The sequence below is a fragment of the Modicisalibacter xianhensis genome, assembly GCF_900113605.1.
GTDB lineage: Bacteria > Pseudomonadota > Gammaproteobacteria > Pseudomonadales > Halomonadaceae > Modicisalibacter > Modicisalibacter xianhensis.
In genome coordinates this window covers 46,101-68,070 of sequence record NZ_FOPY01000011.1, presented here as the reverse complement: position 1 = coordinate 68,070, position 21,970 = coordinate 46,101, and the positions used below count along the sequence as shown (strand labels likewise).

Genomic DNA, 21,970 nt, shown 5'->3' with positions numbered 1-21,970 from the left:
CTTGTCACAGCTATGGCACGAATCTGGGCGGTGAAGATGCCTCGGGATGCCAGGACGGGCTGCCTTGGGCAGGGACGCCGTCCTGCTTCGTCGGTGAGGTGACGAGCCCGAGAAAATGCTTGGACCTCCACGCTAGAACGGTCTCGGTGGGTCCGGGTTTGTCGACAATCCCCAGCGAACGTGCCGGAGTATACCAGTGCAGCACGCGATGCGCATGGCCGCTAACGTCGAGTCACGGACTCCAGTGTAGTTGGCACGGCGTTAGGTGCCTGCCGATCCTCGCCGGCATCCGCCTGCGAGGATTCAGGGGCAGGCCGAGGCGGGAAAGACACCGGCGCATGAAGTGCCGGTGTCCTCTCGGCGAGTGGAGTCAGTGCTTGACGGCACCCAGTGCGCCGAGGAACTGGCGGCACCAGTGGTGAATATCGTTCTCGCGCATCACGTCCATCATGCGCTGCCAGCGTGCCTTACGCTCCTCAAGCGGCATGGTCAGCGCCTGGTCCAGCATGTCGGCAACGCCTTCGCTATCGTACGGGTTGCAGACCAGCGCACCTTCCTGCAACTCCCAGGAAGCCCCGGCCAGGTGGGACAGGACCAGCACACCAGGATCTTCCGGATCCTGGGCGGCGACGAATTCCTTGGCGACCAGGTTCATGCCGTCGCGCAGCGGGGTCAGGAATCCGACCCGGCTCAGACGCAGGAAGCCGAGGATCGACTCGCGGCTGTAACCGCGGTTGAGATAGCGCAGCGGCGTCCAGTCGTAATCCGCGAAGCGCCCGTTGACGTGGCCGGCAACGCGTTCCAGCTCGGTGCGCAATTCGACATACTCCGGTACGTCGGTGCGTGAGGGTGGCGAGATCTGCACGAACACTACGTGGCCATGCTGGTGTTCGGCCTTCTCCAGCAGGCGTTCGAAGGCCTGGAAGCGCTTGAAGATGCCCTTGCTGTAATCCAGCCGATCGACCCCCATCACCAGCGTGCGGTCGGCCAGCGACTGGGCCATGCGCTTGCCGACATTGCTGTCCACGCCCTGGCGGGCCATCTCCTGGGCCGATTCCACATCGATCGATATGGGGTAGGCCTCGGCGCGGAAGCGCCGACCCTCGGCCTCGATCGTGCCATCGTCATAAAAGGTGGCCTCGAGGCCGTGACGCATGCACTCCTCGAAGTTGCGCTGGTCGCACTTGGTCTGGAAACCGATCACATCATAGGCGCTGAAGTAGCGCAGCAGGTCTTCGTAGTCGGGCAGGATGCGCAGCACGTCCCACGGCGGAAACGGCGTGTGCAGGAAATGGCCGATGGGCACGTCAATGCCGGCCTGACGCAGGTAGTGCCCCAGCGGTATCAGCTGGTAATCGTGCACCCAGATGCGCGAGTGGGGTTCGACCAGTGTGGAGACATGGCGGGCATAGCGCTGACTGACGCGCAGATAACCCTCGAGATTCTCGCGTGTGTATTCCACCTTGTCGGTGCGATAGTGGAATAGGGGCCAGAGCACCTCGTTGGAGAATCCCACATAGAACGTCTGGTGATCGTTCTCGGTGAGCGGAAACGTCGCAAAGCGTACCGAGTCGAACTCATAGTGATTCAGTTGGGCGTCGCGGTTCTCGTCGATATCGCCGCTCCAGCCGACCCACAGGCCTTCGTTCTTCTGCAATGCGTTCATGACACCAACTGCCAGTCCCCCCTGGCTGCCTCCCGAACTCTTCGGCGAGGGGACGCGGTTGGAGACGACGATCAGCTCGTTATCCGGTTCCTTGGACATGTGAACACCTATGCTTGATGAGGGGCGCGCACCTTCCTGGCCACGCTCTCCCGAGATGACGTCCGGTCGGCCGCTATCCAGGCTGGCCGAATCAATCTGTCGCGATCTTGCCGGACCTTGCTTCAGTGTATGCCTACCTCGATGGCCATTGCTCGAGACAGGTCTTCAGCCAGGCTTCCACGGCATGCGTATCGTCCAGGCGATACCGGGCGCGCGTTTCGCCCTGGCCAACCTTGATGCTATACCCTCCCAGTGCATTGACGGCCTCGAAACCGTCCTCGTCCGTCAAGTCGTCGCCAAGAAAGACTGGCGTGCGTTGGGCGAACGGCGCTGCCTGCATGAAATGATGGATGGCCTCGCCCTTGTTGCAGGACGTCGTCCGCAATTCGAACACGGATTTGCCGACGTGCATGATCAGCGCATCCCCCAAGCGCTCCCGCAAGCTGTCCAACTGACGTTCGATCGTCGGCTGCTTGTCGGGTGCATTGCGATAATGCAGGGCGAGACTGGCGCCCTTGTCCTCCAGTTCCAGTTCCGGATGCGCGCCGAGGAAACGACGCAATTCCTCGCGCGCTTCGTGAAGCGTGGCATAGTCTGGTTCGGACAGCGAGTAACCATTCACTTCATCGTGTCGCTCGGCACCGTGCTGCCCAGCCAAGGGGAGTTCCAGAGGAGACAGCAGCCGCGACAGATCATTGATTGAGCGCCCGCTGATGATGGCCAGCGCACCATCGAGGCGGCGATGCAACTGTTGCAGCAAGTCCAGCAGGCGCGTTTCCAGCACCACGTCTGCCGGCTTTTCCTTCAAGGGGCTCAGCGTGCCATCCAAGTCGAGAAACAGGGCCCAAGCCTCGCCTTCCTGAGGCAAAGGACACGAGCGGTACGTCTCTGGTGTCGACATCGAAAGGCATCCTCCTTGAGCCCACGAAATACGTTGTACGTCGCGATATCTCTTGCGAAATCAGTATTACTGTAAGAAATGCCAGCCGCGTTCGCCAGCGTATCGCAGCGATCGATGTATAAACTTCGCTCCGAATAGCTTCATAAAAACAATTGGTTACGAGTTGAAATCCATGTTATTCGGTTGCAATGCTTCTTGACGGGTGAGTTGCATTGGCGCAAAAGAACAAGGTGTCGTTACAGCGCAACTCGCGTCTTCCTAGTCAAGGATAGCCTGACTGGTCGAAGCCTCCTTTCTATGAGTCAGTTTGATCGTGTCATGTTTTTATAGTGGAGGGCCCATGTTGAATCAGCGTGCCTTGGCTTACCTCAACGAAGTCATTCGTCGTGGCTCATTGCGACGTGCCGCTTCCTACCTCGACATAGATGCTTCCGCGGTCAGCCGGCAGATTAAATCGCTCGAGGAGGACTTGGGCATTACCTTGTGCGAGCGTCATGGAAACGGCATGCATGCCACGCCGGCGGGTAAGCTGCTCGTCGAGCACTATCACGCCCAGCGCGCAGCCGACGAGGCCGTACTTTCCAGGCTGATGGCGTTGCAGGAGCTGCGACGCGGCGAAGTGCGGATCGCTGTCGGAGAAGGTTTTATCGCCGATCTGGTATCGGCCCCTCTGCAGAGTTTCCTTGGCGCCTTCTCGGGTATCGAACTGGAAGTGCGCATGGCGGGAGTCAACGAAGCGGTGGCTCTGGTCAAGGACATGGAAGTCGATCTCGCGCTACTTTACGCCCCGCCAGTGGACCCCCTGTTGCACTGCCATGTGGAAACACTGCAACCGCTGGACTTGATCGTGCCCATGGGACATCCACTATCGCAACAGGGCAGGCCTCTGGCATTGCGAGACCTGACCGAGTGGCCGTTGGGCTTGATGGATAACTGCTTTGGCATGCGCCAGATGGTCAGCCTGGTGGAACAGCAGGAACGGGTTCATCTCCATGCCCGTTTGCGTACCAATTCGGTAGCCGTGCTCAAGAATTTCGTGCGCTCGGGAATCGGCATAACCTTCATGCCCGAGCTGACCGTCATGGAGGAAATTCGTCATGGCGAGATTCATGTCATGCCCATGGATTATCCAGCCCTGAGTGGGGCGCGTGCACAAATCGTCAGCCGGGCAGGACGAGAGCTGACGGTGGCGGCTCAGACCTGCATTGATCATCTGCGCAAGGGGCTGCGCTTCTTTAATGCCGATGCGCCGAGGTTGCTGAACGCCAAGTGTTGCGTTTAGGGCAACGCTAACGTGATTGCATTGTCAACACGACAATGCATAGGCTGCTATTACATTGCTTGACGCTAGATACCTTTCCGAAACAACAACAAGGGAGACATAGTCATGTCATGTTCTGCTCGGCTTCCATTGAAAGCTCTGGCTTCGGCCGTTTCGCTGAGCCTCGCCATGCTCACGGGTTCCGTGCATGCCGAAACGACTGTCAATCTGAGTTATAACGGGGCTCCTGATCCCGACAAGAATGCCGTCCATGTATTTGCCACCAACCTGAAGGATCTTGTTGCCGAGAAGACCAATGGCGAGATTCAGTTGAAACTGTATCCCAACAGCATGCTTGGCGAAGAGCAGGCGCGTATGGAGCAGGTGATGAACACGCCCAGCCTGAATATTGCCTCTTTCGCCGGAATGTCGCCTGTCGTTCCTGAAATCTATGTCAGCGCGATCCCCTTCCTGTTCGAGGATTTCGAGGCGGCACGCACCTTCTTCGACGAAGGGCAGTACTGGAAGGAAGTCGAGAACGCCCTGCGTGAACGCACCGGTGCCGAGCTGCTGGCCGTCGTCGAGGAGGGCGGGTTCCTGGCATTTACCAACGACGAGCGCCCCATCCAAGCGCCAAAGGATTTCGAAGGGCTGCGCTTTCGCGCCATGGATCCCAGCCAGGTAGCGCTTTATGAGGCGTTCGGTGCCTCGGGGACGCCGATTCCTTGGACGGAAGTCTACATGGCCCTGCGTACGGGTGTCGCCGACGGCCAGATGAACCCGCCAATGTACATCATCCTGGGCAGCCTCTACGAAGTGCAGGATTATCTGACCCTGGCCAACATTCAGTACTCTGACCAATTCCTGGTCGGCAATGGCGAAATGCTGGACAGTTGGGATGAGGATACCCGCCAGGCCTTCATGGAAGCAGTGGCCGAAGCCAACGAAAAGGCGCGTGAGTATAACGAAGCCAAGGTGGACGAGCGTATTGCCTATCTCGAGGAGCAGGGGATGGAGATCATTCGTCCTGCGCAGGAAGACCTCGAGGCCTTCCGCAAGCAGGGCCAGCCTGCTTATCTGGAGTGGCTGAAGGACGAAGGGATCGAGCAGCGCTGGATCGATATGGCGCTCGAGGACGCCGGCATGTCGCAGCTGGCGCAGTAACGACCTCTCCTGTCACGGCAGGGAGACGTCTCCCTGCCCCTGTCATCTGCCAATAGAACTTTCCATGTCATCACTTCGTTCAAGAGTGCTGTCCATCAGCCGGTGGGTGTCGTTGACCATTGCCGGCAGCATGCTGTTCATCGACCTGGCCGTCATCCTCTATGGCGTCTTCATGCGTTACCTGGCAGGAGGGGCGCCTATCTGGACCGACGAGCTGGCTCGCTACCTAATCATCGGTAGTGTCCTGCTGGCGGCGGGCGCCGTATGGGTCGAGGGTGGTCATATGCGAGTCGCGTTGATCGAGAGGCTGTTGCCTCCCGCCCTGTGCCGCCTGCTCAATGTCTATCAGTGGTTGCTGACGCTGGGACTGGCCATCGCCGGTACGGTGATCAGCTACAAGTACGCCCTATCGGTATCCATGTTTACCAGCTCGGGGCTGGGGATCAGCCGGACCATTCCCATGATGTCGTTGCCGGTAGGCTTCGCTCTGCTGTCCTGGCACGCGCTCTGGTATGGCCCGGCGCCGCTGCGCACCTTGGTGGAGGATACCGCATGATTCTTGCCATGCTGGGGGTTTTTCTGGCTCATGTGCTGCTGGGGCTGCCCCTGTTCCTGGCCCTGCTGACGACAGCGCTGGTCGGGTTTCTGTTCGTCGATGTCTCGATGATTCCGCGAATGATGCCGCAGCAGTTCTTCGGCGGTATCAACGCGTTCTCCCTGATGGCGATTCCCCTGTTCATCCTTGCCGGTAACTTGATGAACGTAAGCAGTTTGACGGACCGCCTGATGGGGCTGGCGCGCCTTCTGGTCGGTCATCTGCGTGGCGGCATGGGGCATGTCAACGTGGTATCGAGCGTGTTCTTCGCCGGCGTCAACGGCTCGGCGGTGGCGGATACCTCCGCGCTGGGGTCGTTACTGGTGCCCTCGATGCGCAAGGAAGGGTATTCCACCGCGTTTGCTGCCGGCTTGACCGCGGGCAGTTCGCTGATCGGTCCGATTATTCCGCCCAGCATTTTCATGATCCTCTACGCTTCGCTGACCAACACCTCGGTGGGCGATTTGTTTCTGGCCGGTGTCGTGCCGGGGCTGGTCCTTGGGCTCGCGTTCATGGTCATGAACGCTGGCTATGCCTGGCACAAGGGCTTGGCCAAGCGGGGCAGTTGGCCTGCGGCTCGCGAACTGGGTGTGGCTGCCCTGGCGGCCATGCCGGCCCTGGTCGCGCCGTTCATCATTGTGGCCGGCATCGTGATGGGGTTCGTGACGCCGACCGAGTCCGGCGCACTGACGGCGCTCTACGTCGCGTTGTGCGGTTTCCTGCTGGGCAACCTGGGGCTTGCCGATGTGTGGCGAGCCATTATCGATACGGTGCGCCTGACGTCCGCAATCTTCCTGATCATGGCAGCGTCGGCCACCATCAGTTGGTTGCTTTCCTATGCCCAGGTCCCGGCGCAGTTCGTGGAGATGCTGGCCCCTTACATGCAGAATCCTGTCATTATTCTGTTGATGATCAGCGCCATCACCTTCGTGACCGGCATGTTCATGGAAGAAGTCTCGGCCTTGATGTTGCTCACGCCGATCTTCTCGCCTGTCGCCATGATGGCTGGGGTTGATCCAGTGCATCTGGGGATCATCATTACCCTGAATATCACCATCGCGCTGATTACCCCGCCCATGGGGGCCTGCGTCTTCGTGGCTGCCGCCGTGAGCCGCCTGGAGATCGTCGAGCTGTTCAAGACGATCTGGCCCTTCGTGCTTACCGCCATATTGGTGCTGGTGCTGCTGATTCTCTATCCCCCCTTGACTCTCTGGCTGCCGACCCTGCTTGGATGAACAATGATGTCGACTCCTTCTAGAAACTCGTCTTTGACCGACCGGCTGCCGTCCATTCCGAGCCTGGAAGAACCGCCCTGGGCCAGCGTCACGCGCCTGCCTATCCAGGGCAGCGATGAACCTCTGGTGCCCATGAGCCTGGCGCCGCCGCCGATCAAGGTGTTTCCGGCCTACGCCAAGCAGGGCATCCCCGGTGCCGTGCCGGAGTGCTACGTGCGCGAAGGCGTGTATCGCAGGCTGCTGGCCGTGGCGCGCTCGCTGCCGGCGGGGCTGCAACTGGTGGTGCTGGACGGCTGGCGCCCGTGGCGGGTACAGCAGTACCTGTTCGATACGCTGTATGAAGCGATCCGTGCCCACCATGGCGAGGCCGACGAGACGGAACTGCTGACGCGGACCCGGGAGTTCGTCTCCGTTCCCAGTCGCGATCCCCTGGCGCCGAGTCCGCACCTTACCGGTGGCGCCGTCGACGTGACGCTGTGCGATGCGGACGGCTTGCAGCTGGACATGGGCACGCTGTTCGACGAGGCGGTGCCGGCCTCGCATACCGCCGCCCTGGAAGGGCAGGGTACCCACGATGCACGCCTGGCCCGGGCGCGTGACAACCGTCGCCTGCTCTTTAATGCCATGCGCGAGCAGGGCTTCACCAACCTGCCCAGCGAATGGTGGCATTACGACTTTGGCGATCAGCTATGGGCTCACTACGGGGGCCACGGGCAGGCGCTCTATGGGCCAGCCGAGCTCGATACCATCGAGAGTCGCTGGCGGCGCCAGCTATGACAACGTGAGGCAGCGCAACGGCGCTCCTGGCAACGGCATGTTAAGCTTGCGCGCTGATTCGTCAGCGAGAAGCCGCCGCGCATGTCGTCCACGCTAGAGCATACGCTTGCCCGTATCCGCGGCCGGGATCGCCATATCGGCGACCGGGTCCGTACCCACCTCGATACCCTCACCAAGCCGCCCGGCAGTCTGGGACGCCTGGAAGCGCTGGCCATCGAGCTGGCAGAAATCCGCGGCGAGGCCTTCCCCGACATAACGCCGCCCGGCGTGCTGGTGTTTGCCGCCGATCATGGCGTGGCGGCGGAAGGTGTATCGGCGTTTCCCCAGGAAGTCACCGCGCAGATGGTGGCCAATTTCGTCAATCAGGGCGCGGCGATCAATGTCTTTGCCAGCCAGATCGGGGCCCGCCTGGAGGTGGTGGACGTCGGCGTGGCGAGCGAACTGAGTGGTGAGGGTATTGTTCACGCCAAGGTGCGCCCTGGCACGGGCAATATCGTCGAGGCTGACGCCATGACCCGCGACGAGGGCATGCAGGCCATCGACGTCGGTATCCGGGCCTCCCAGCGCATGATCGTAGCCGGCTGTCGCTGCCTGGTCGTCGGCGAGATGGGCATCGCCAACACCACCGCCAGCAGCGCCGTGCTGGCGGCCCTGACCGGCCAGGAGGTGCGCGGCCTGATTGGCCGGGGCACTGGCATCGCCGAGGCGCGGCTGGCCCACAAGGCGGCTGTGATCGAGCGGGCCCTGGCGGCGCGCCAGGCAAAGGCCGACGATGCGCTGGACGTGTTGTGCAAGCTCGGTGGGCTGGAGATCGCAGCGATGAGCGGGGCCTACCTGGGTGCGGCGGCTCAGAGGATGCCGGTCATCGTCGATGGTTTCATCGCCACCGTGGCGGCAATGATTGCGTGCCGGCTCTGCCCGTCGGTGCGCGACTACCTGATCTTCGGCCATCGCTCCCAGGAGCCGGGCCATGGCGTGGCGCTGGACACGCTCGACGCGAGTCCACTGCTCGACCTGGACCTGCGCCTGGGGGAAGGCTCCGGGGCGGCGCTAGCCTACCCGCTGCTGGTCTCGGCCACGCGGATGCTTGCCGACATGGCAACCTTTGCCTCGGCAGGCATCGCCGGTGGCGAGGTGCGCTGAACACATGGTTAGCGAGCCATTCGGCCTGGCCGGGCTGGGATTGCTGTTGTTAGCGATCGCCCTCGACCTGATGATCGGCGACCCGCGCTGGCTGCCGCATCCGGTAGTCCTCATCGGCCGCGTGATTGCTCGTCTTGATCATGCCTGGAACCACGGTACGGCCAGGGCGCGGCGGCTTCGGGGATACCTTCTCACGGCAGTGATCGTGCTGGGCACGTATGCCTTGGCCTGGCTGGTACTGGCCATGCTGGCCTGGTGGCATCCCTGGCTGGCCGTGATTGGCGAGGTCGCGCTACTGGCCACCTCGCTGGCCATCCGCGGGTTGCGCGATGCCGCACTCGACGTGGCCCGGCCGCTGGCGAGTGGCGATCTGGCTACGGCCCGCGCCAGGCTGGCCATGATCGTCGGTCGTGACACGCAAACACTCGACGAGGGCGAGATGACCCGAGCCACGGTGGAGACGGTGGCCGAAAATACCGTCGACGGCATCACCGCGCCGCTGTTCTGGGCCTTCATCGGCGGCGCTCCGCTGGCCCTGGCCTACAAGGCGGTCAATACGCTGGATTCCATGGTCGGCTACCTGAGCCCGCGCCATGCCGACTTCGGTTACGCCTCGGCGAAACTCGACGACCTCGTCAACTGGATTCCCGCCCGGCTGACGGCATTTTGCCTGTGGCTGGCTGCCTGGGCCGTACCCGGCGCGAGAATGCGCGGTGCGCTGGCGGCGACCTGGCGCGAGGCGCCGCGCCATCCCAGCCCCAATGCCGGTTGGCCGGAGGCCATGATGGCCCGGCTGCTTGGCGTGCAGCTCGGCGGTACCAATTACTACCAGGGGCGGGCCTCGCAGCGTGCCACGCTGGGCGACCCGCTCGAGGCCCTGACGGTTGCGCACGTGTGCCGGGCCATTCGCCATATGCACGCCGGCTGGCTGGCCTTCGTGATGCTGCTGGCGCTCGCCGCCCTGCTGGGGGAGGCCTTGCCTTGAGTCGCGACACGTCGCCGAACGACTGGCCGCGTCATGGCGGGCAGCCGGGAGACATGCTGGCACGGCTCGGACTGCCCACCGGTCAGCCGATCCGCGACTTCAGTGCCAATCTCAATCCACTGGGGCCGCCGGCGTGGCTGGACGCACGGCTGCCCACGCTTTGGCAAGGCATCGATCGTTATCCCGACCCCAGTTATCGCGCGGCGCGCCAGGCCATTGCCGAGGCCGAGGGGCTCGATATCGGCCAGGTGCTGCTGACCAACGGCGGGGCGGAGGCAATCTTCCTGGCCGCTGCCCTGCATGCCGGTCGGCGTGCTGTCATCGTCCAGCCGACCTTCGCCGAATATGCCCGCGCCTGCCGGCATTACGGGCTTGCCATCAACGAGCTGTTCCTGGCCTCCGACTTTTCGCTCGATGAGAGGCGCGCTGGCGAGGCCATGCGCGAGGCTAATGTCATGTTCCTGTGCCGCCCCAACAATCCCAGCGGTACGCTGGTGCCGCGTACACAGGTCGCGCGTCTGCTCGAGGCGGGGCGGGCACACGGCACCTGTCTAGTCGTCGACGAGGCATTCATCGATTTCGTCGACGAGCCCGCCGAGTCACTGGTGTCGCTGCTCGCCGAGCATCCTCACCTGGTGGTACTACGCTCGCTGACCAAGCTCTATGCCATTCCCGGGTTGCGGCTCGGTTACCTGCTGGGGTCGCCCGAGACCATCGCTCGCGCTGCCGAGCGGCAGATGCCCTGGAGCGTCAATGCGCCGGCCGCCGCGCTGGTCGCGCCCTTGCTGGCGGATGGCGACTTCGTGACTCGCACCCATGCCTGGTTGCGCCAGGAGCTCGAGCGCCTGACGCCGACGTTGACACACCTGGGATTCGACGTGTCACCGACCCGGGTCAACTTCTATCTGTTGCGCGATCGCTACCAGCCGCAGGCCACCGACGCGTTGCTGCGCTTTCTGGCCAGCGCCGGCATCCTCGCCCGGCATACCCATAATTTCCCTGGGCTGGATGGCCGCTGGTTGCGTCTGGCGGTGCGCTCGGTCGACGACAACGACCGCCTGCTGGCCGCCCTTGCGGCCTGGCGGCAGGAACACGGGGCGGGTATGCCATGATCGCTTTCGTCAGCGGCGGGGCGCGGTCGGGCAAGAGTCGCCATGCCGAGGCGCTGGCCCGGTCCTGGCAGGCCGAGCGTGGCGGTGGCCTCTATTACCTGGCGACCGCCAGGGCCCCGAGCATGACCGCTGATGCAGAAATGACCCGGCGTATCGCTCGGCACCGACGCGAGCGAGGCGACGACTGGATGACCCTGGAGGAACCCGTTGCGATCGATACCGCCCTGGCGCAGGTGGCGGACCGGGGCACCGTACTGCTCGACTGCCTGACGCTGTGGGCCAGTCAGGTATTGTACGCCAGCCCCCTCGACGAGGGCGCTGCCGTGGCAATGCTGCGTCATGTCATGCACGAGGCGCGTGCCAGGCAACTTCGTCTGGTGGTGGTATCCAACGACGTCAACGAGGGCCTGCCGAACCACGATGCCGAGGTCCAGCGCTACGTGGCCTTCCTGCAGCGTCTGCATCGTCTGGTGGTGACCGAGGCCGAGCTGGTCGTTCAGGTGATCGCCGGCGTGCCCGTCTATTGGAAAGGAGAACGGCCATGCACGCCGTGATGCACGGCTTTTTGCTGGCGCTGCAGTTCCTGTCGCGACTGCCGGTGCCGGTCGAATGCCCATGGAACGCCGACACCAGCCGTTGGGCAGTGCGTTGCTACCCGCTGGTGGGGCTGCTGCTGGGTGGCATCGTGGCCCTGGCCGGGGTGCTGCTGCAGGAGACGCTACCCACGCCAATGATGGCCCTGCTGCTGCTCAGTGTGTGGGTGGTATTGAGTGGCGGGTTGCACCTGGACGGCTGGATGGACGTGGCCGACGCCGTGGGCAGCAATGCGCCGCTCGAGAAGCGTTGGGCGATCATGAAGGACCCGCACGTGGGCAGCTTCGGCATTCTGGCGCTGGTGTTCCTGCTGTTATGGAAAGGGGCGCTGTTGCTGGCGCTGCTCGACGCCGGTATCGGGCTGGCATGGCTGCCGCTGGTCGTCGCCCTGGCACGCCTGGGGGCGGTGGCGCTGCTCGTGCTGGCGCCGGCGGCCCGGTCCGAGGGGCTGGCCTGGGCCTGGAAGCAGTACCTTGGGCAGCGTGACCTGTTGTGGTCACTGGTGCCGCTGTTGATCGGCTTCCTGCTATGGCCGGGCTGGCCGTGGCTGCTCGTCGCCCTGGCTCCGTTCCTGATCGGCTACGGGCTATGGGCGCGACGCGCCTTCAACGGCATCAACGGCGATATCGTGGGTGCCGCCATCGAGGGAGGAGAGCTATGGCTGCTGCTAAACGTCTGGCTGTGGTACTCGTTCGCCACGGGCTGACCGCCTGGAATCGCGAGCGGCGCTACCTGGGCCACCGCGATATCGAACTGCTGCCCGACGACACCGAGAATGGCCTGGCGACGCTGCGCGCGACCCTGGCGGATATGCGCTTCGACGCCGTGCACTGCAGCGACCTGCGCCGCTGCCGGCAGACCCTGGCCAGGCTGGGCATCGCCGAGGGAGCCGGCGAGTTGCGGGTCGATGCCCGCTGGCGCGAGCTCGATTTCGGCGCCTACGAAGGCCTGTGCTATGCAGATCTCGAGCATGATGCCGGCTACCGGGCCTGGATCGACAGCCAGGGCGAGCAGCCACCACCGGGGGGCGAATCGGCGGCGGCCTTTCACTCTCGGGTGGCGGCAGCCATGGATGACTTGCTGGCACAGGCCGAAGCCGGAGGGCATCGCCGTGTGCTGGTAGTCACGCACGGCGGCGTGGTGCGTTCGCTGCGCCAGCGTCATGAAGGGCTGGATTTCTGGGCGGGCAACCTCGCACCGGGCCAGGCCCATACACTGCACTTCATCCACCAGAGGACATGGCAATGCATTGCGTGATCGGAGGCGCCTACGCCGGCAAGCGAGACGCCGTCAGGGCGCGCTACGATGCTCTCGCCTGGCATTCGGCCTATGCCGGCGCCGAGCTGGAAGACTGGAAGAAACGGGCGTTGCCGGGCACGACACTGGTACTGGAAGGCTGGGAGCAATGGCTGGCAACGGCGCTCGCCGACAACGGGGATGACGATCGGCTGCGTCAACGTTTCACCGAAACGCTGGATGCCCTGATCAGCGCCGAACGGGAGCGTGACCTGCGGGTCGTGCTGATCCTGCTGGAAATGGGGCGCGGCATCGTGCCTATCGCTGCCATTGATCGGCGCCTGCGCGACCTGGCCGGTTGGTTGGCCCAGGATGCCTCCGAGCGGGCCGAGTGGGTCAGCTATGTGTGGCATGGCCTGGTGAAAGACTTGCGTTGACCTGGCGTTGGTCAGTGACATAAACGATAGAATTGCGGTCATTTAGCATGAGAACTCTCATCTTTAATGACACGCTTCGCTAACTATAATTTACATTTCTATAAGAAGCTTATAATTCACGTACGCAAGGAATGACGCCATGGCCATCTACTCCATCGCCTATGATCTGTTCCAGCCTCAGGAGTACCAGGCATTCTACGAGTGCCTCGAAGCCTTTCCGCATGTCCATGTCATGGATTCCCTGTGGTTGGTCCAGGCTAACGAGGAAGCCGGTGCGCTTCGCGACCGCCTCATGCCCCTGATCAGTGGCGGCGATGCCCTGTTCGTCAGCCGGGTCAGCCAGGACTGGGCCGGTGCCGGCACGCAGTGCGGCGAGTGGCTCAATGCCCCGGAACGACACCAGGCCCTGGCATCACGCTCCACGTCCGCCTGATTGGCAGGCGGCGCCTGGCCGGTCGTGGCATTCACGCACCGGCCAACCCTCCGGCTACTTCCTCATAACTCCATGCCTTTCTGCGCCCGTATGCCGGCCTTGAAGGCATGCTTCTCCATCTTCATCCAGGTCACCGTATCGGCCAGGTCGATGAGCACCTGCGGCGCACGCCGGCCAGTCACGATGACATGCTGCATGCGCGGGCGCCGACGCAAGGCATCGAGTACCTCGTCGAGAGGCAGCAGCGCCTTGTCGAGCACGATGTTGAGTTCGTCGAGCAGCACGACCCCATAACGTGTGTCGCCCAGCATGCGTGTAGCCTGGTCCCAGGCGCGGCGGGCGGCAGCGATATCGCGTTCACGATCCTGGGTCTCCCAGGTGAAGCCCTCGCCCATCACGTGATAGTCCACGCCGGGAAGGCGCCGGAAGAAGGTCTCCTCGCCGGTACTGAATGCGCCCTTGATGAATTGCACCACACCCACTGGCATGTCGTGGCCCAGGGCGCGGGCGATCACCCCGAACCCGGCCGAACTCTTGCCCTTGCCGTTGCCGGTATTGACCAGCAGCACGCCCTGGTCGCGGTCGGCCTTGTTCACCCGGGCATCGATCAGGCGCTTCTTGCGCGCCATCTGCTGGCGATAGGCGTCTTGGGAGGTAGCGTCGCTCATCGGTCGTCTCCGCGGGTATCGGTTTGTAGCAGCTCATGCAGCCAGGCCCCGTCAAGGTGGGCCTCGAGGGTATCGGCCAGCCGGTCGAGCTGGGCCAGGCGGTGCTGGTGATAATCCGCGACGGGGCGACGACTGGCGTGACCGAACAGGCCCAGCAGTGCCTCGCAGGCCTCGGCGCGATCGAACAGGCCATGAATGTAGGTGCCCATGACCTGGCCATCGTCGCTGACCGCGCCATCGGGGCGGCCCTGCAGGTCGATGAGCGGGCGTACCAGGGCGGGACCGCGGCTCACGCCGTTGTGGATCTCGTAACCGTCGAGTGAAGCGGGCGTTCCGCCCTGAACGATCAGCTGGCCGCTGACGTTGCGCAGCTGCTTGCCGGTGACCATGGTCGTCTCCATGCGCAGCAGGCCGAGGCCAGGCGTGCTGCCGGCCTCGCCCTCCAGGCCATCCGGGTCGTGCACGGTGTCGCCGAGCATCTGGAAGCCGCCGCAGATGCCCAGCAGCTTGCCGCCATAGCGCAGGTGTCGGCGGATTGCCGCAGGCCAGCCCTGCCGGTTCAGCCAGGCCAGGTCGTGTCGCGTGCTCTTGCTGCCGGGCAGGATGATCACGTCCGCCGCGGGGATGGCCTGGCCGGGGCCGATGAACTGCAGCTCCACGTCGGGATGCAGGCGCAACGGGTCGAAGTCGTTGTGGTTGCTGATGCGTGGCAGGGCGGGGACGATCACCTTGAGGGCCCCCGCCTCGTGGCCGCCGTTCAGGCCCAGGCTGTCCTCGGCATCCAGCAGCAGCCCGGGCAGGTAGGGCAGCACGCCGACCACCGGCTTGCCGGTATGGGCCGTGAGCCAGTCGAGCCCGGGGGCCAGCAGGGCGCGATCGCCACGGAAACGGTTGATGAGCAGGCCGCGGGTACGTGCCCGCTCGGACTCGCCGAGCAGGGCCAGCGTGCCCACCAACTGGGCGAACACCCCGCCGCGGTCGATGTCGCCGACCAGCAGCACCGGACAGTCGATGGCTTCGGCAAAGCCCATGTTGGCGATGTCGTTGGCGCGCAGGTTGATTTCCGCCGGGCTGCCGGCGCCCTCGGCGATGATCACGTCGTGACGCCGGCTCAGGTCCTGCCAGGCGGCCAGCACGTGCGCCCTGGCTTCGCTCTTGTAAGCGTGATAGTCCAGTGCGTCCATGTTGCCATGCACCCGGCCGCGCAGGATGACCTGGGCACCGCGATCACTCTGCGGCTTGAGCAGCACCGGATTCATGTCGCTATGCGGGGCGAGGCCGCAGGCCAGGGCCTGCAGCGCGGTGGATCGACCGATCTCGCCGCCGTCCACGGTGACGGCACTGTTGAGCGCCATGTTCTGCGGCTTGAACGGGGCCACCGACACACCCTGGCGGGCCAGCCAGCGGCACAGGCCGGCGACCACGGTGCTCTTGCCGGCATCCGAGGTGGTGCCCTGGACCATCAGCGTGTTCATCGGCGTGGCTCCAGGGCGTCGAGTGCCGTCATCAGGGCAGGCGAGTCCATAAGCTGGCCCCAGCCATTGTCATGTATCCGCTCGGCCAGTGGCAGGCGCTGTCGCCAACCGGCGCGTGCGAGCTCCGGCCGGTCGGGGAAATCGCTGACATAGCCCAGGCACAGATAGGCCAGGGGATACACCGATGCCGGCAGTCCCAATATGCCGGCCAGTTCGGTCGGGTCGAGGATGCTGACCCAGCCGACGCCGATACCCTCGGCACGGGCCGCCAGCCACAGGTTCTGCACCGCCAGGCAGGTACTGAACAGGTCCGTCTCGACGATGCTGTGGCGCCCCAGGACATGCTCGCCGCCTCGGCTCCGGTCGCAGGTGATGCACAGGTTGAGCGGGCTCTCCAGGATGCCCTCGAGCTTGAGACGCCGGTAGAGCAGCCCGCGCTCGCCGGCATGGCACTCGGCCGCCTTGGCATTCGCGTTCAGGAAGAGCCAGTGTACCCGCTCGCGCACGTCCCGGCTGTCGATCAGCAGGAAGTCCCAGGGCTGCATGAAGCCCACCGACGGGGCGTGATGGGCGGCGTCCAGCAGGCGTGCCAGTATCTCGGGCGCAATGGGGTCCGGCAGGAACTGGGCACGCACATCGCGGCGTTCGTGGATGGCCCGGTAGACGCCGTGCCGCTGCGCGTCGGAAAAGGCGTGGTCGGGACGCCCGCTCGGTTCTGCCATGGGGCTTTCTCCTGAAGACTTCATTGATCGTCGCGGTGCCGGACGCCGACACCCAGCGGTGAGCGGGCCAGCAGGTAGATGTCCATGATCCAGCCATGCCGCTCGCGCAGGGCGGCGCGGCGCTCGAGGATCGACGGCGCCACGTCGGCCAGCCAGCCGTCGAGCAGGCACTGCTTGTCCATGCCCAGGTAGGCCCCCCACCAGATATAGAGGCCTTCGGGGACGAGTGACTCGAAGGCGCCCCCGCTGTCGAGCATCACGGCGATAGTGGCTGCCCCGTCGGGCCAGCCGTGTTCGCGCAGGCGCCGCCCCGTGGTGATCTGGACCGGCTCGGCGAGGGCATTGAGGGGTATCCGGTGCTCGGCGGTAAGCACCTGCAAGCTGGTGATGCCCGGTATCACCTTCACCTCGACCGGGTACCCGGCGGTGCCTTTCGTGCAGCCTTTCATGCAAGTTTCGAGACGACTGGCGATGCGCAAGCTGCTGTCATACAGCGAGGGATCGCCCCAGATCAACATGCCCACCTGCCCGCCCCGGGGCAGGTGGGTCTCGATAAGTGCCGCCCAGGCATCGGCAATCGCTGCATGCCAGGCCTCCACTGCACTCAGGTAATCGGCCTGGGCGTCGCGACGGGGCAGGTCGAATTCCACGACCCGGGTCCGGTCTGGATCGTCTAGAAGGTTGCGACACAACAACCGGCGCAGGTCGATGAGGTCCGACTTGGCGTCGCCCTTGCGTGGTAGCAGGATGAGATCTGCCTCGTTGAGCGCCCGCACCGCAGCCAGGGTGACATGGTCGGGATTGCCCGTGCCGATACCGATCAGCGATAGCGTGATCATGCGTCGCTGCTCCCGTTACCGGGCACGCTGCCGGCAAAAGGCGAGTCCGCCGACTGGGGGCGGAAGCGGCGGTCGTAGCCGAGCGAGTACAGGCAGCTTTCCTGGAAATCCGTGTTGTCTAGCGCCGGGCCCACCAGGATCAGGGCCGTGCGCTGCATGCCGCCGTCCGCTCGGGAGAGGATCGTTGCCAGACGCCCGCGAACCACTCGCTCATCGGGCCAAGTGGCCCGCCAGACGATGGCGACCGGGCAGTCGGCACCGTAGAACGGCATCAGATCGTCAACCACCTGGGCCAGGTTATGGATGGAAAGATGGATTGCCAGGGTGGCGCCGCTGCTGGCGAAGTTGGCCAGGGTTTCGCCGGGCGGCATGGCGCTGGCGCGGCCCGGTGTCCGCGTCAGCACCACGGACTGGGCAACCCCGGGCAAGGTCAGCTCCTGGCCCAGGGTCGCCGCGGCGGCGGCGAAAGCGGGCACGCCGGGGGTGATGGCATAGGAAATGTCCAGCTCACGCAGCCGGCGCAACTGCTCCCCCATGGCGGACCATACCGACAGGTCGCCGGAATGCAGGCGGGCCACATCCAGGCCCGAGGCGTGGGCGCGGCGCATCTCGTCGATGATGTCGTCCAGGGACAGCGGCGCGGTGTTGACGATACGGGCGCCTTCCGGGCAATGCTCGAGGACTTGCTCAGGCACCAGCGACCCTGCGTACAGGCAGACCGGGCAGGCAGCGATGAGGTCGCGCCCGCGTAAGGTCAAAAGGTCCGGTGCTCCGGGACCGGCACCAATGAAGTGTATCGTCATGTGCAGCCTCCTAGCCTGCGTCGTGCCAGCGCAGCGGTCGCCCGACGGTCCGCCGACACCAGGCGCGGACCAAGCAGGGTCGCCCCGGGGCCCGCCGCCAGCAGCGCAACGGCCTCGGCGACGCTGCCCGTGCCTCGTGCCCGCAAGCTGTGTGCGGAACGGGTGAGTGTGGTGGCCGATGGCAGGGTGGCGTCGGGCACGGTAATCACCGCGATACGTCGCGCCCATCCCAGCTCACGAACCAGTGGCCACATCGATTGTGTCGCGGCCAGCCGATCGATGGAGCCGTGACATGCCTCGAGCATTGCCAGCGCGTCCTCCAGCGAAGCCAGCCGTGCGCCCCGGCGAAAGCCGAATCCGGCCACGGTCAATGCGTTACCTGCCATTACCGCCTGACCCGCCACTGCACGATGGGATAACTGGCCTGCCAGCCCCGCCGCGTACCGAGGGGAACGGCACTCGCCAGCTCGAGACGCAGCAGTTCCCCGCCCATCTGTTGTTGCCAGTGTGCCAGCAGCGCTTCGGATTCCAGGGTGACTGCATTGGCCACGAGGCGCACGCCTGCCGGCAGACGCTGCCACAGCGTTTCCAGCAAGGCCTGCGACAGGCCGCCGCCGATGAACACCGCGTCGGGCAGTGGCGCATCGTCGAGCACAGCGGGGGCGCTTCCCTCGATTACCTCCAGCCAGTCGACGCCCAGCCGGTGAGCATTGCGACGTGCGCGCGCGGCACGCTCGCGGTGGGGCTCGAAGGCCAGGGCCTGGGTGTCCGGGTAGGCCAGCAGCCACTCGATGGCGATCGAGCCCGAGCCGGTGCCGATATCCCACAAGCGCTCGCCCGGCATCGGCGCCAGGGCCGCGAGGGTCATGGCGCGAACCACCTGCTTGGTGATCTGGCCATCATGCTCGAACCACGTATCCGGCAGGCCAGGGGCCCGCGGCAGGGCCGGCCCGTCTCCGGCGATTTCCAGCCCTACCGCGACCGGATGGGCGATATCGTCCGGCAGGGCGGCGTCGACCGGCAGGGCACGACACCGCTCGTCGTCTCCGCCCAAGGCTTCCAGCACATGCAACCGTGTCGCCCCGAAGCCGAAGCGCACCAGCAGAGCGGCCAGTTCGGTCACTGCATCACCATCGCGCAGCAGCACCAGCAGGCGTCTTCCCTGATGCAGGTAGGGACGCATGCGCGTCAGTGGCTTGGCATGCAGCCCCAGGCACACACAGCCTTCCAGCGACCAGCCCAGCCGCGACGCTGCCAGGCTGAAAGTGGAGGGGCTCGGCACGGCCCGCCACTCCCCGGCGTTCAGCTGGCTCGTCAGGGTGGTACCGGCCCCGAACCAGAAAGGGTCGCCCGAGACCAGCATGACGACCCGGCGGCCGCGCTCGGCCAACAGCAGTGGCAGGCCGTCCGCGAAGGGGACCGGCCATTCCCGAACTTCGGCGGGCAAGCGAGGCAACAGGCGCAGGTGGCGGCGCGCGCCGAAGACCACCTCGGCATTCTCCAGCGCGTCGCGGCTTGCCGCTGTCAGCCCTGCTGTGCCACTCTCGCCCCAGCCCAGCAACGTCAGCCAGGGAGCGTCGTCAACGTCGGTCATCATGAAAGTCCTGATTCTGGGCGGTACCAGCGAAGCCAGCGCCCTGGCCAAGGCCTTGGCCGAGCACGACATGCCGGCCGTGTTCAGCTATGCCGGACGGGTGGCCGCGCCCAAGCCGCAACCGCTGCCCACGCGCGTCGGCGGCTTCGGTGGCGTGGCGGGGTTGGCCGCCTTTCTGATGGAACAGCGCATTACTCACCTGGTCGATGCCACACACCCCTTTGCCGAGCAGATGAGTCGCCACGCCCTGGCAGCGGCCGAACGCTGCGGTGTGGCGATTATTGCCCTGAGCCGGCCGCCCTGGGCCCCGGCACCCGGTGACCGCTGGCAGCGGGTCTCCGGTATCGAGGCGGCGGTAGCGGCCCTGTCCGGCCCCTCGCAGCGGATACTGCTGGCGATTGGGCGCATGCACCTGGCCGCCTTCGCGGCACGTCCTCAGCATCATTACGTACTGCGGCTGGTCGACCGCCCCGAGGCGCCACCGCCCCTGCCGCAGCACAGCCTGACCATCGATCGGGGCCCTTTCACGCTGGAGGGCGACCTGGCCCTGCTCCGGGCGCATGGCATCGAGCGCATCGTGGCCAAGAACGCCGGTGGCCAGGGGGCGGTATCCAAGCTCACTGCCGCGCGCCAACTGGGCCTGCCGGTGGTGATGATCGAGCGTCCGGCCCTGCCGCGGCGTCGAGAGGTGCACTCCGTCGAGGCGGTGCTGGCGTGGCTGGCTCATGGCGCTGCCCCTGGCGTCGAGCGCGGCGTATAGACCCACGGCGCTCCATTGCGCGCGATACGCCGTGTCAGGCTGGAGCCCACTATCACCAGGGTGCGCATGTCGGCCATGTCCGGCGTGGCGTCGGCCAGGGTCGTGACCCGAAGGGACTCCTCCGGGGTGGAGACGGCGCGCGCGAACATGATCAGGCGCTGCGGTCCGCAGGTCTCTCGCAGCACGTCCAGGGCGCGCGCGAAGCCGTCCGGCCGAGCCCTGGAGCGGGGGTTGTAGAAGGCCATGGCGAAGTCGGCCTCGGCGGCCAGGCGCAGGCGTTTCTCGATCAGGGCCCGGGTCTTGAGGTTGTCCGACAGGTTGATACAGCAGAAATCATGGCCCAGCGGCGCTCCCAGGCGTGCACTGGCGGCCAGCATGGCGGAAATGCCGGGCATGACTCGAATGTCCAGCTCACGCCATGCCGGCTCTCCTGACTCCACGGCCTCGAAGACGGCCGCGCCCATGGCGAACACCCCGGGATCGCCCGAGGAGACGATCACCACCCGGCGACCGTCGGCGGCCATCCGCAGCGCCTGTTCAGCCCGCCGGATTTCCTCGCGGTTGTCCGAGCCGTGGCGCGTCAAGCCAGGCCGCGGCGGTATGCGCTCGACATAGGGGACGTACCCCACCACATCGGTGGCTTCGGCCAGGACGGCGGAGACTTCCGGGGTGATCATCGCTTCCGCGCCGGGGCCGAGGCCAACGACGTTCAGCCAGCCGCGCGTGTCCTTGCCGTGATCCCTCATGGGCGCCTCCCCTGGCCATGTACCAGCAAAATGGAAAAGTACGGCGCACTATCGCCGGCATCGCGGAACGGCAGCACACGCTCCTGCGGCATGGCGGCGTACTCGATCAGCCAGGCCTCGTCCACCCGGCCGGCCCGGGCCAGCGCCCGCCCGACCTTGTCCAGGTTGCGGCCGATCTTCATCACCACCAGGGCATCGGTCTTGGTCATGTGCTCGGCCAGGGTGGCTTCCGGCAGCGTGCCCATCAGCACGGTCATGATATCGTCGCCCCAGGTCACCGGCTGGCCGGTGGCGGTCCAGGCCGCCGACATGCCGGTGATGCCGGGCACCACCGCGACCGGCACTCGCCCTTGCAGGCGTGCGTACAGGTGCATGAAGGAGCCGTAGAAGAACGGGTCGCCCTCGCACAGCACCACCACATCGCCTCCCGTCTCGGCGATCTCGGCCAGCCGTGCGACGCTCGTGGCATAGAAATCCGCCAGCAAGGCGTTGTAGCGGGGATCGTGGAACGGGATCTCGGTAGTGACCGGGTATTCCATGGGCAGTTCGATGACATCGGGCGCCAGCATGCCGTCCACGATGCTGCGGGCATGCCCGGTCCGGCCCTTCTTGCGGAAATACGCGACGTGCGATGCCTGGCGAATCAGTCGATCCGCACGCACGCTCATCAGGTCCTGGCTGCCGGGCCCGAGGCCGACCCCATGGATGGTTCTCGGTTGCATGGT

Annotated in this window: 25 protein-coding genes; 14 read left to right on the top strand and 11 right to left on the bottom strand. The window is 65.1% G+C overall.

Annotated elements, in window-relative coordinates; all coding sequences use genetic code 11:
* Nucleotides 1-370: 370 nt before the first annotated feature.
* On the bottom strand, nucleotides 371-1,765 hold the full coding sequence (locus BM194_RS13785; RefSeq protein WP_092847727.1) for an alpha,alpha-trehalose-phosphate synthase (UDP-forming): 1,395 nt from the start codon (nucleotides 1,763-1,765) through the stop codon (nucleotides 371-373).
* Nucleotides 1,766-1,898: 133 nt separating this feature from the next.
* Nucleotides 1,899-2,666 carry a trehalose-phosphatase gene (otsB, locus tag BM194_RS13780; protein WP_092847724.1) on the bottom strand — a complete coding sequence of 256 codons (768 nt, stop codon included), beginning with the start codon at nucleotides 2,664-2,666 and terminating at the stop codon, nucleotides 1,899-1,901.
* A 340-nt stretch (nucleotides 2,667-3,006) separates the two neighbouring features.
* Here otsB and BM194_RS13775 point away from each other — a divergent pair, with 340 nt between their 5' ends.
* The 13 genes from BM194_RS13775 to BM194_RS13715 all read left to right on the top strand — a co-directional run bounded on the left by BM194_RS13775 (nucleotide 3,007) and on the right by BM194_RS13715 (nucleotide 13,638).
* Nucleotides 3,007-3,948, top strand: coding sequence for a LysR family transcriptional regulator (locus BM194_RS13775; RefSeq protein ID WP_092847721.1), 942 nt, complete (start codon nucleotides 3,007-3,009; stop codon nucleotides 3,946-3,948).
* 168 nt (nucleotides 3,949-4,116) lie between these two features.
* A complete protein-coding gene (dctP, locus tag BM194_RS13770) occupies nucleotides 4,117-5,091 on the top strand; it encodes a TRAP transporter substrate-binding protein DctP (RefSeq protein ID WP_092847988.1) in 975 nt (324 codons plus the stop codon).
* Between the two features lie 64 nt (nucleotides 5,092-5,155).
* Nucleotides 5,156-5,647: a TRAP transporter small permease gene (locus tag BM194_RS13765; RefSeq protein ID WP_092847719.1), complete on the top strand. Its 492-nt coding sequence runs from the start codon at nucleotides 5,156-5,158 to the stop codon at nucleotides 5,645-5,647.
* Nucleotides 5,644-6,921, top strand: coding sequence for a TRAP transporter large permease (locus tag BM194_RS13760; protein ID WP_092847717.1), 1,278 nt, complete (start codon nucleotides 5,644-5,646; stop codon nucleotides 6,919-6,921). The genes BM194_RS13765 and BM194_RS13760 overlap by 4 nt, the downstream gene beginning before the upstream one ends.
* Before the next feature lie 3 nt (nucleotides 6,922-6,924).
* Entirely contained in the window at nucleotides 6,925-7,698 is a 774-nt protein-coding gene (locus tag BM194_RS13755) for a M15 family metallopeptidase (protein WP_092847714.1), read from the top strand.
* An 81-nt stretch (nucleotides 7,699-7,779) separates the two neighbouring features.
* A complete protein-coding gene (gene cobT / locus BM194_RS13750) occupies nucleotides 7,780-8,841 on the top strand; it encodes a nicotinate-nucleotide--dimethylbenzimidazole phosphoribosyltransferase (protein WP_092847712.1) in 1,062 nt (353 codons plus the stop codon).
* A gap of 4 nt (nucleotides 8,842-8,845) precedes the next feature.
* Nucleotides 8,846-9,826, top strand: coding sequence for an adenosylcobinamide-phosphate synthase CbiB (gene cbiB, locus BM194_RS13745; RefSeq protein WP_092847710.1), 981 nt, complete (start codon nucleotides 8,846-8,848; stop codon nucleotides 9,824-9,826).
* The gene (gene cobD / locus BM194_RS13740) at nucleotides 9,823-10,938 is read left to right on the top strand and encodes a threonine-phosphate decarboxylase CobD (RefSeq protein ID WP_092847708.1); all 1,116 of its coding nucleotides are present in this window, start codon (nucleotides 9,823-9,825) and stop codon (nucleotides 10,936-10,938) included. Before cbiB ends, cobD begins: the two co-directional genes overlap by 4 nt.
* On the top strand, nucleotides 10,935-11,492 hold the full coding sequence (locus tag BM194_RS13735) for a bifunctional adenosylcobinamide kinase/adenosylcobinamide-phosphate guanylyltransferase (protein ID WP_092847706.1): 558 nt from the start codon (nucleotides 10,935-10,937) through the stop codon (nucleotides 11,490-11,492). Before cobD ends, BM194_RS13735 begins: the two co-directional genes overlap by 4 nt.
* The gene (gene cobS, locus BM194_RS13730; protein ID WP_092847703.1) at nucleotides 11,480-12,238 is read left to right on the top strand and encodes an adenosylcobinamide-GDP ribazoletransferase; all 759 of its coding nucleotides are present in this window, start codon (nucleotides 11,480-11,482) and stop codon (nucleotides 12,236-12,238) included. The genes BM194_RS13735 and cobS overlap by 13 nt, the downstream gene beginning before the upstream one ends.
* Nucleotides 12,190-12,789, top strand: coding sequence for a histidine phosphatase family protein (locus tag BM194_RS13725; protein ID WP_092847700.1), 600 nt, complete (start codon nucleotides 12,190-12,192; stop codon nucleotides 12,787-12,789). Before cobS ends, BM194_RS13725 begins: the two co-directional genes overlap by 49 nt.
* The gene (locus BM194_RS13720) at nucleotides 12,777-13,205 is read left to right on the top strand and encodes a bifunctional adenosylcobinamide kinase/adenosylcobinamide-phosphate guanylyltransferase (protein WP_092847698.1); all 429 of its coding nucleotides are present in this window, start codon (nucleotides 12,777-12,779) and stop codon (nucleotides 13,203-13,205) included. Before BM194_RS13725 ends, BM194_RS13720 begins: the two co-directional genes overlap by 13 nt.
* A gap of 139 nt (nucleotides 13,206-13,344) precedes the next feature.
* Nucleotides 13,345-13,638, top strand: coding sequence for a hypothetical protein (locus BM194_RS13715; protein WP_092847695.1), 294 nt, complete (start codon nucleotides 13,345-13,347; stop codon nucleotides 13,636-13,638).
* Between the two features lie 62 nt (nucleotides 13,639-13,700).
* Here BM194_RS13715 and cobO read toward each other — a convergent pair whose 3' ends face one another.
* The 7 genes from cobO to cbiE are packed head-to-tail and all read right to left on the bottom strand — an operon-like array spanning nucleotide 13,701 to nucleotide 19,739.
* The gene (cobO, locus tag BM194_RS13710; RefSeq protein WP_092847693.1) at nucleotides 13,701-14,306 is read right to left on the bottom strand and encodes a cob(I)yrinic acid a,c-diamide adenosyltransferase; all 606 of its coding nucleotides are present in this window, start codon (nucleotides 14,304-14,306) and stop codon (nucleotides 13,701-13,703) included.
* The gene (locus BM194_RS13705; protein ID WP_092847690.1) at nucleotides 14,303-15,781 is read right to left on the bottom strand and encodes a cobyric acid synthase; all 1,479 of its coding nucleotides are present in this window, start codon (nucleotides 15,779-15,781) and stop codon (nucleotides 14,303-14,305) included. Before BM194_RS13705 ends, cobO begins: the two co-directional genes overlap by 4 nt.
* Nucleotides 15,778-16,503 (bottom strand): 5,6-dimethylbenzimidazole synthase, encoded by a 726-nt coding sequence (gene bluB, locus BM194_RS13700; protein WP_092847688.1) that lies wholly within the window; start codon nucleotides 16,501-16,503, stop codon nucleotides 15,778-15,780. Before bluB ends, BM194_RS13705 begins: the two co-directional genes overlap by 4 nt.
* Before the next feature lie 20 nt (nucleotides 16,504-16,523).
* A complete protein-coding gene (gene cobF / locus BM194_RS13695) occupies nucleotides 16,524-17,342 on the bottom strand; it encodes a precorrin-6A synthase (deacetylating) (RefSeq protein ID WP_092847686.1) in 819 nt (272 codons plus the stop codon).
* Complete coding sequence (gene cobM, locus BM194_RS13690) at nucleotides 17,339-18,145, bottom strand: precorrin-4 C(11)-methyltransferase (RefSeq protein ID WP_092847684.1); 807 nt, start codon at nucleotides 18,143-18,145, stop codon at nucleotides 17,339-17,341. Before cobM ends, cobF begins: the two co-directional genes overlap by 4 nt.
* Nucleotides 18,142-18,531 (bottom strand): cobalamin biosynthesis protein, encoded by a 390-nt coding sequence (locus BM194_RS13685; RefSeq protein ID WP_092847681.1) that lies wholly within the window; start codon nucleotides 18,529-18,531, stop codon nucleotides 18,142-18,144. The genes cobM and BM194_RS13685 overlap by 4 nt, the downstream gene beginning before the upstream one ends.
* Nucleotides 18,531-19,739 (bottom strand): precorrin-6y C5,15-methyltransferase (decarboxylating) subunit CbiE, encoded by a 1,209-nt coding sequence (cbiE, locus tag BM194_RS13680; protein WP_092847678.1) that lies wholly within the window; start codon nucleotides 19,737-19,739, stop codon nucleotides 18,531-18,533. Before cbiE ends, BM194_RS13685 begins: the two co-directional genes overlap by 1 nt.
* 1 nt (nucleotide 19,740) lies before the next feature.
* Between cbiE and BM194_RS13675 the strand changes: the two genes are divergently transcribed.
* Nucleotides 19,741-20,499, top strand: coding sequence for a cobalt-precorrin-6A reductase (locus BM194_RS13675; protein ID WP_092847674.1), 759 nt, complete (start codon nucleotides 19,741-19,743; stop codon nucleotides 20,497-20,499).
* Here BM194_RS13675 and cobJ read toward each other — a convergent pair.
* A complete protein-coding gene (cobJ, locus tag BM194_RS13670) occupies nucleotides 20,463-21,245 on the bottom strand; it encodes a precorrin-3B C(17)-methyltransferase (protein ID WP_092847671.1) in 783 nt (260 codons plus the stop codon). The two genes, BM194_RS13675 and cobJ, sit on opposite strands and share 37 nt — an antisense overlap.
* Complete coding sequence (gene cobI / locus BM194_RS13665) at nucleotides 21,242-21,967, bottom strand: precorrin-2 C(20)-methyltransferase (RefSeq protein WP_092847669.1); 726 nt, start codon at nucleotides 21,965-21,967, stop codon at nucleotides 21,242-21,244. Before cobI ends, cobJ begins: the two co-directional genes overlap by 4 nt.
* Nucleotides 21,968-21,970 lie beyond the last annotated feature (3 nt).